This is a genomic window from Streptomyces sp. NPDC050263, assembly GCF_040655955.1.
Classification (GTDB): Bacteria; Actinomycetota; Actinomycetes; order Streptomycetales; family Streptomycetaceae; genus Streptomyces.
On the sequence record NZ_JBFAKW010000052.1, the window covers coordinates 56965 to 62964 of the forward strand.

5 protein-coding genes and 1 pseudogene are annotated in these 6000 nt (G+C 69.4%); 5 read left to right on the forward strand and 1 reads right to left on the reverse strand.

Annotated elements, in window-relative coordinates; all coding sequences use genetic code 11:
• Window positions 1-157: 157 nt before the first annotated feature.
• Together dacB and AB0J04_RS23340 are read left to right on the forward strand one after the other, a co-directional pair.
• A complete protein-coding gene (dacB, locus tag AB0J04_RS23335; protein ID WP_363170472.1) occupies window positions 158-1531 on the forward strand; it encodes a D-alanyl-D-alanine carboxypeptidase/D-alanyl-D-alanine-endopeptidase in 1374 nt (457 codons plus the stop codon).
• Window positions 1532-1721: 190 nt separating this feature from the next.
• Window positions 1722-2420 (forward strand): response regulator transcription factor, encoded by a 699-nt coding sequence (locus AB0J04_RS23340; RefSeq protein WP_363170473.1) that lies wholly within the window; start codon window positions 1722-1724, stop codon window positions 2418-2420.
• Window positions 2421-2438: 18 nt separating this feature from the next.
• Here AB0J04_RS23340 and AB0J04_RS23345 read toward each other — a convergent pair whose 3' ends face one another.
• Entirely contained in the window at window positions 2439-3407 is a 969-nt protein-coding gene (locus AB0J04_RS23345) for a LacI family DNA-binding transcriptional regulator (RefSeq protein ID WP_363170474.1), read from the reverse strand.
• A gap of 328 nt (window positions 3408-3735) precedes the next feature.
• Here AB0J04_RS23345 and AB0J04_RS23350 point away from each other — a divergent pair, with 328 nt between their 5' ends.
• The 3 genes and pseudogenes from AB0J04_RS23350 to AB0J04_RS23360 form a co-directional block, all read left to right on the forward strand.
• The gene (locus AB0J04_RS23350) at window positions 3736-4755 is read left to right on the forward strand and encodes a sugar ABC transporter substrate-binding protein (RefSeq protein ID WP_363170475.1); all 1020 of its coding nucleotides are present in this window, start codon (window positions 3736-3738) and stop codon (window positions 4753-4755) included.
• Window positions 4755-5831 (forward strand): ABC transporter permease, encoded by a 1077-nt coding sequence (locus AB0J04_RS23355; protein WP_363170476.1) that lies wholly within the window; start codon window positions 4755-4757, stop codon window positions 5829-5831. Before AB0J04_RS23350 ends, AB0J04_RS23355 begins: the two co-directional genes overlap by 1 nt.
• Before the next feature lie 8 nt (window positions 5832-5839).
• Window positions 5840-6000 (forward strand): annotated as a pseudogene (locus AB0J04_RS23360) (sugar ABC transporter ATP-binding protein); the annotation flags it as partial.

The following is a 6000-nucleotide window of genomic DNA, read 5'->3' on the forward strand; positions in this document are numbered from 1 at the left end:
GAAGGGAAAATACGGGAAATTCCGCCTGCTGAATCTCCGTCAACGGTGAATTCGCTGCCTGTGAGTCACATGTGACGGGTGATAAGGTGCGGCGGAATTCTCTTGTGCATTGTCTCTTGTGCAGAGCACCCCACACGAAAGCCTTGAGATACTCCTTATGAACGACATAACGACGGAAACTCCTGTGAGTTCCTTTGTTCCGGGCGGTCGCCGCCGGCACCGCAGGACCAAGCAGAGCAGCACCGGCATGCGGCGGGCAATCGTGCTCGCGCTCGCCGTCCCCGTCACGTCCGCGGCCCTCACCGGCCCCTCGGCGTTCGCCGCCGAGAAGGGCATCGGCACGACGGCCAAGGACACCGCGACCAGCCAGGATCTCGACGCGGACGACCAGCAGATGGTCACCAACCTCGAGACGCGGGTCCTCGACCAGCGGCTGGGCGCGAACGTCAGCGGCGTGGTCCTCGACGCGGAGTCGGACGACACGCTGTGGGGCCACAACGCGGCCACCGCGCTGATGCCGGCCTCCAACGTCAAGCTCGCCACGGCGACCGGGGCCCTCACGGTGCTCGGCCCGAACCACAGGTTCACCACGAAGGTCGTCTACGGCAACGGCACGCTGACCCTCATCGGCGGCGGCGACCGGACCCTGACCACCGCCGACCTCACCGAGCTGGCGACCACCGCGGTCGCCGGGCTCAAGGCGGCGGGCCTGACGTCGGTGAAGGTCGCCGTGGACGACAGCCTGTTCCCCGAGCCGACCCTGGCCAACGGCTGGAACACCGGCTACTACCCCGACTCCGTCGCCCCGGTGCGCGCGCTCGTCGTCGACGGACACGGCGTCGGAGACACGTCCCTGGACGCCGGCCAGGTCTTCGCGAAGCGGCTCACCGCGGCCGGGGTCACCGTGAACGGCACGGTCGCCCGCGCCACGGCGAGCAACAAGGACGTGCCGGTCGCCCGGCACACCTCGGCGCCGCTGTCGGACATCGTCCACAAGATGCTGAAGACCAGCGACAACAACATCGCCGAGACCCTGCTGCGGATGACCGCGCTGGGCGCGCACCAGCCGGCCACCTTCGAGGCCGGCACCGAGGTCGTGCGCCAGGTGCTGAGCGTGCGCTACGGCGTGTCGCTCGAGAACTTCGAGATGTACGACGGCAGCGGCCTGTCCCGGGCGGACCGCATCCCGGCGGCCACCCTGGCGGAGATTCTCGAACTGCTGACGGAACCCCGCTACGCCTCCACCCTCGGCTCCATCCTCGACGGGCTGCCCGTCTCCGGTGAGGCCGGCAGCACCCTCGGCCCGGAGTGGGGCCGCTTCGACGACGTGAACTCCAAGTGCGCGGTCGGCAAGGTGCACGCGAAGACCGGCACGCTCACCGGGGCCATCGCCCTGAGCGGACTGACGCAGGGCAAGGACGGCAAGTGGAAGGTCTTCTCGTTCATCGAGAACGGCTCCACGGCCAACCCGAACGACATCAAGGACGCCATGGACGGCCTCGCGGCGACCGTGAACGGCTGCTGGGCCTGACCGAGCGGGCAGGTGCGGCAAACGGAGAGGGCCGGTGTCACGGACACCGGCCCTCTCCGGTCGTTTCGATGTGACCCAAGCCACCAAGAAACGATGCCGTTTCGATGATTCCGAGGATTACGCTGACACCAAGTGAACGAAACCGTTTCGTTCATAGGTGTTCGCCCCCACCGCATGGAGAACGACAGCCATGGCCTCCGTACTCATCGTCGACGACCAGTCCCTCCAGCGCCTCGGCCTGCGCATGCTCCTGGCCGCCGAGACCGACCTGACCGTCGTCGGCGACGCGGCGAGCGGAGCCGAAGCGGTCCGCATGAGCGCCGCGCTCCGACCCGACGTCGTCCTGATGAGCGGCCCCCGTTCCGAGGCGGACGACATCCCGACCATCCGCCGGATCGCCCGGCCGACCCACCTCACGGCGGTCGGGAGACCCACCGGTGCGGCCGAGCATCCGCCTCGGGTGCTCGTCGTGACCTCCACCGGCGACCGGGGATACGCCTGTGCCGCCCTGCGCGCGGGCGCGGGCGGCTTTCTCCTCGACGACGCCACCACCGGCGAACTGACCGCGGCCATCCGAGCGGTGGCCGCCGGGGACGCCGTCATCACCCCCGACCTGACCCGCGCCCTCATCGACACCGTGCGCCACGAGCGCACCCCGCTGCCCCGCGAGCGCGCGGTCGGGCTCGACGCCTTCACCGGGCGCGAGCGCGACGTCCTGGTCGCCGTCGCCTCCGGCTGGTCCAACGCGGAGATCGCCGCGCGGCTGTCCATCGCCCCGACCACGGTCAAGTCCCACGTCAGCCACATTCTCGCCAAGATCGGCGGCCACGCACGCGTCCAGGCGGTCGCCTTCGCCTACGAGTACGGCCTGGTGCGCCCGGCCGCCTGACCCGACACCGGCCGCCCCTCAGACGGGCTCGGCCGTCGTGCCGCGCAGGACCAGACGCGGGCTGAGAACGACCTCGCAGGACTCGGTCCGGCCCTGGTCGAGGCGTTCCACGGCGGCCGTCACGGCGTACTGGGCCTGTTCGCGGGCGCCCTGGCTGACGGTCGTCAGGTTGAAGCAGCTCAGCCGGGAGAGCGTGTCGTCGTCGTACCCGGCCACGGAGACCTGGCCCGGGACCGAGACACCGGCCCGGGCGAGAGCGGCGAGGACGCCGATCGCGCACTGGTCGTTGAAGGCTACGACGGCCGTGGGCAGACCGCCGCCGTCGAGGATCTGGTGGGCCGCGCGTTCGCCGGCCGCCTCGGTGTGGTCGCCGTGCAGCACCCGGATATGGGCGTCGAGACCGTGCCGGCGCATGGCCGTGCGGTAACCGCGCCGCCGGTCGGTGGCGATGACGCCCCTGCCGCCGTCGATGTAGACGATCTCGCGGTGTCCGAGCTCCACCAGGTGATCGACGATCTGCCCCACACCGTCGTCGTCCGCGGTGCGTACGACGTCCAGTCCCGCGTCCGCGACCCGGCGGCCCACGGCGATCACCGGTGACTTGCGGTCGAGGGCCGCGAGCGTGTCGGCGGGGGCCGTCGGACCGAGCAGGATCAGCGCCTCGCTGCGGAAGGCGAGCAGCGTCTCCACGGCGGTGTGCTCGTCGCGGGTGCGGGTGAGGGTGCTCAGGACCAGGTCGTAGCCGACGTCCTCGGCGGCCGTGTGCAGATGCTCGACGAGTTCGGCGTGGAACGGGCTGTGGATGTCCACCAGGACGCCGAGCAGCCGGGTGCGCCGGCTGGCCAGCATGCTGGCCGTGCGGTCCACCTGATAGCCGAGGTCGGCGGCCGCCTTCAGGACCCGCTGCCGGGTCCGTTCGCTCGGCCCGGCCACCCCTCTCAGCACCAGGGACACCGAGGCCGTGGACACGCCCACCCGCGCAGCCACATCCTCCAGCCTGGGGCGCCGGTGCACGCCGTCCCGGTGCACGCCGTTCGTATGACGTGCAGAATCACCATCGTCCACTTGTGCCTCCCCGCCGCAAATCTCCTCGCGCAACACCCTTGACACCCTCGCGAAACAAGCCGATAGTACCAGGACTTAAAGCGCTTTAAATTGTCCTGATGTTCCGACCAAGTCGGCCCCGGCGCCCACAAGGCATCCGCCCTCGACTCGGCCCCGCGCGCCCACCGCGTCCCACCCGCGCTGCGCGAGCACAGGGACCACTCCGTAGCCGCAGATCCATCACTCCCCTGCACAGTGAGGTGCACGAAGCATGAACCGCACATTCCTTCCCCGCTCCCGCAGACTCGTCCCCGTCGTGGCCGTGGCCGCAGCGGCAGCCCTGACCCTCGCGGGCTGTTCCAGCAGCTCGGGCGGCAAGAAGGCCGAGGAGGAAGCCGCCGGCGCCTCCGCGGGCAAGGCCGACACCCCCCGGATGACCATCGCGATGGTCACCCACGCGCCCTCCGGCGACACCTTCTGGGACACCATCCGCAAGGGCGCCGAGGCCGCCGCCGCCAAGGACAACGTCAAGCTGATCTACTCCAACGACGAGACGGCCGGCGACCAGGCCAACCTGGTGCAGAACGCGATCGACCAGAAGGTCGACGGCATCGCGGTCACCCTCGCCAAGCCGGACGCGCTGAAGGACGTGGTCGCCAAGGCGGAGAAGGCCGGCATCCCGGTCGTCGGCCTCAACGCGGGCCTCAGCGTCTGGAAGGAGCAGGGCCTGCTCTCGTTCTTCGGGCAGGACGAGGCCGTCTCCGGACAGGCGCTCGGCACGAAGATCAACGGAACGGGCGCCAAGCACGCGCTGTGCGTGATCCAGGCGCAGGGCGACGTCAACCTCGAAGAGCGCTGCGCCGGCGTCAAGAAGACCTTCGGCGGCAAGACCGACATCCTCTACGTCAACGGCACCGACATGCCGTCCGTCAAGTCGACGATCACCGCCAAGCTCAAGCAGGACAGCTCCATCGACGAGGTGGTCACCCTCGGCGCCCCCGTCGCGCTGACCGCCGTGCAGTCGGTGTCCGAGGCGGGCAGCAAGGCCAAGGTCGCCACCTTCGACCTCAACAAGGACCTCGTCTCCGCCATCGAGAAGGGCACCATCCAGTTCGCCGTCGACCAGCAGCCCTACCTCCAGGGCTACCTCGCGGTCGACTCGCTGTGGCTGTACAAGACCAACGGCAACTTCAGCGGCGGCGGCGAGCAGCCGGTGCTGACCGGCCCCGCCTTCGTGGACAAGTCCAACGTAGAGGCGGTCGCCCAGTTCGCCGCGAAGGGCACCAGGTGATGAGTGTGACTCAGCAGGCTGCGCCGGCGGTGACCACACCGCCGGCCTCCGGCCCCCGGCAGACCGACGGCCGGACGGCTCGACGTCCGCTGGCCCTGCGGCTGTTGGCCCGCCCCGAGGTGGGCGTGTTCCTCGGCGCCGTCGCCGTGTACGTGTTCTTCCTGGTCTCGGCGCCGCCGGTGCGGGACGGCAGCTCGATGGCCAACATCCTGTACCAGTCGTCGACGATCGGGATCATGGCCCTGCCCGTCGCGCTGCTGATGATCGGCGGGGAGTTCGACCTGTCCGCCGGCGTCGCCGTGATCACCTCGGCGCTCACCGCGAGCATGCTCGCCTACCAGCTCAGCATGAACGTGTGGGTGGGCGTGATCGTCGCCCTCATCGTGTCGCTGGCGGTCGGCTTCTTCAACGGCTGGGTGATGGTCCGGACGGGGCTGCCCAGCTTCCTGGTCACGCTCGGCACGTTCCTGATACTCCAGGGCGTCAACCTCGCGGTGACCAAGCTGATCACCGGGAACGTCGCGACCGACGACATCAGCAGCATGGACGGCTTCGAGCAGGCCAGGAAGGTCTTCGCCTCGTCCTTCGAGGTCGGCGGCGTCCAGGTGAAGATCACCGTCGTCTGGTGGCTGGTCTTCGCGGCGCTGGCCACCTGGGTGCTGCTGCGCACGAAGTACGGCAACTGGATCTTCGCGGTCGGCGGCAACAAGGAGAGCGCCCGGGCGGTCGGCGTGCCCGTGACGTTCACGAAGATCTCGCTGTTCATGCTGGTCGGCTTCGGCGCCTGGTTCGTCGGCATGCACCAGCTGTTCACCTTCAACACCGTGCAGTCCGGCGAGGGCGTCGGCCAGGAGCTGATCTACATCGCGGCGGCCGTCATCGGCGGCTGTCTCCTCACCGGCGGCCACGGCTCGGCGATCGGCCCGGTCTTCGGCGCGTTCATGTTCGGCATGGTCCAGCAGGGCATCGTCTACGCCGGCTGGAACCCGGACTGGTTCAAGGCCTTCCTCGGCGTGATGCTCCTCGGCGCCACACTCATCAATCTGTGGGTCAGCCGCACGGCGACCCGGAGGTGACCGATTCCATGACAACCACCCACGACACCAAGGCAGCCCAGGACACCTCCGCTGTCGTCGAACTGAAGGCCACCGGCAAGGCGTACGGCAACATCCGCGCGCTGCACGGGGTGAGCCTGACCGTGCACCCGGGGAAGGTGACCTGCGTCCTGGGCGACAACGGCGCGGG

Excerpts from the sequence above, each read along its gene's own strand:
- AB0J04_RS23350 (WP_363170475.1), top strand. The coding sequence starts at position 3,736 with ATGAACCGCACATTCCTTCCCCGCTCCCGCAGACTCGTCCCCGTCGTG.
- dacB (WP_363170472.1), top strand. The coding sequence starts at position 158 with ATGAACGACATAACGACGGAAACTCCTGTGAGTTCCTTTGTTCCGGGC.
- AB0J04_RS23340 (WP_363170473.1), top strand. The coding sequence starts at position 1,722 with ATGGCCTCCGTACTCATCGTCGACGACCAGTCCCTCCAGCGCCTCGGC.
- AB0J04_RS23355 (WP_363170476.1), top strand. The coding sequence starts at position 4,755 with ATGAGTGTGACTCAGCAGGCTGCGCCGGCGGTGACCACACCGCCGGCC.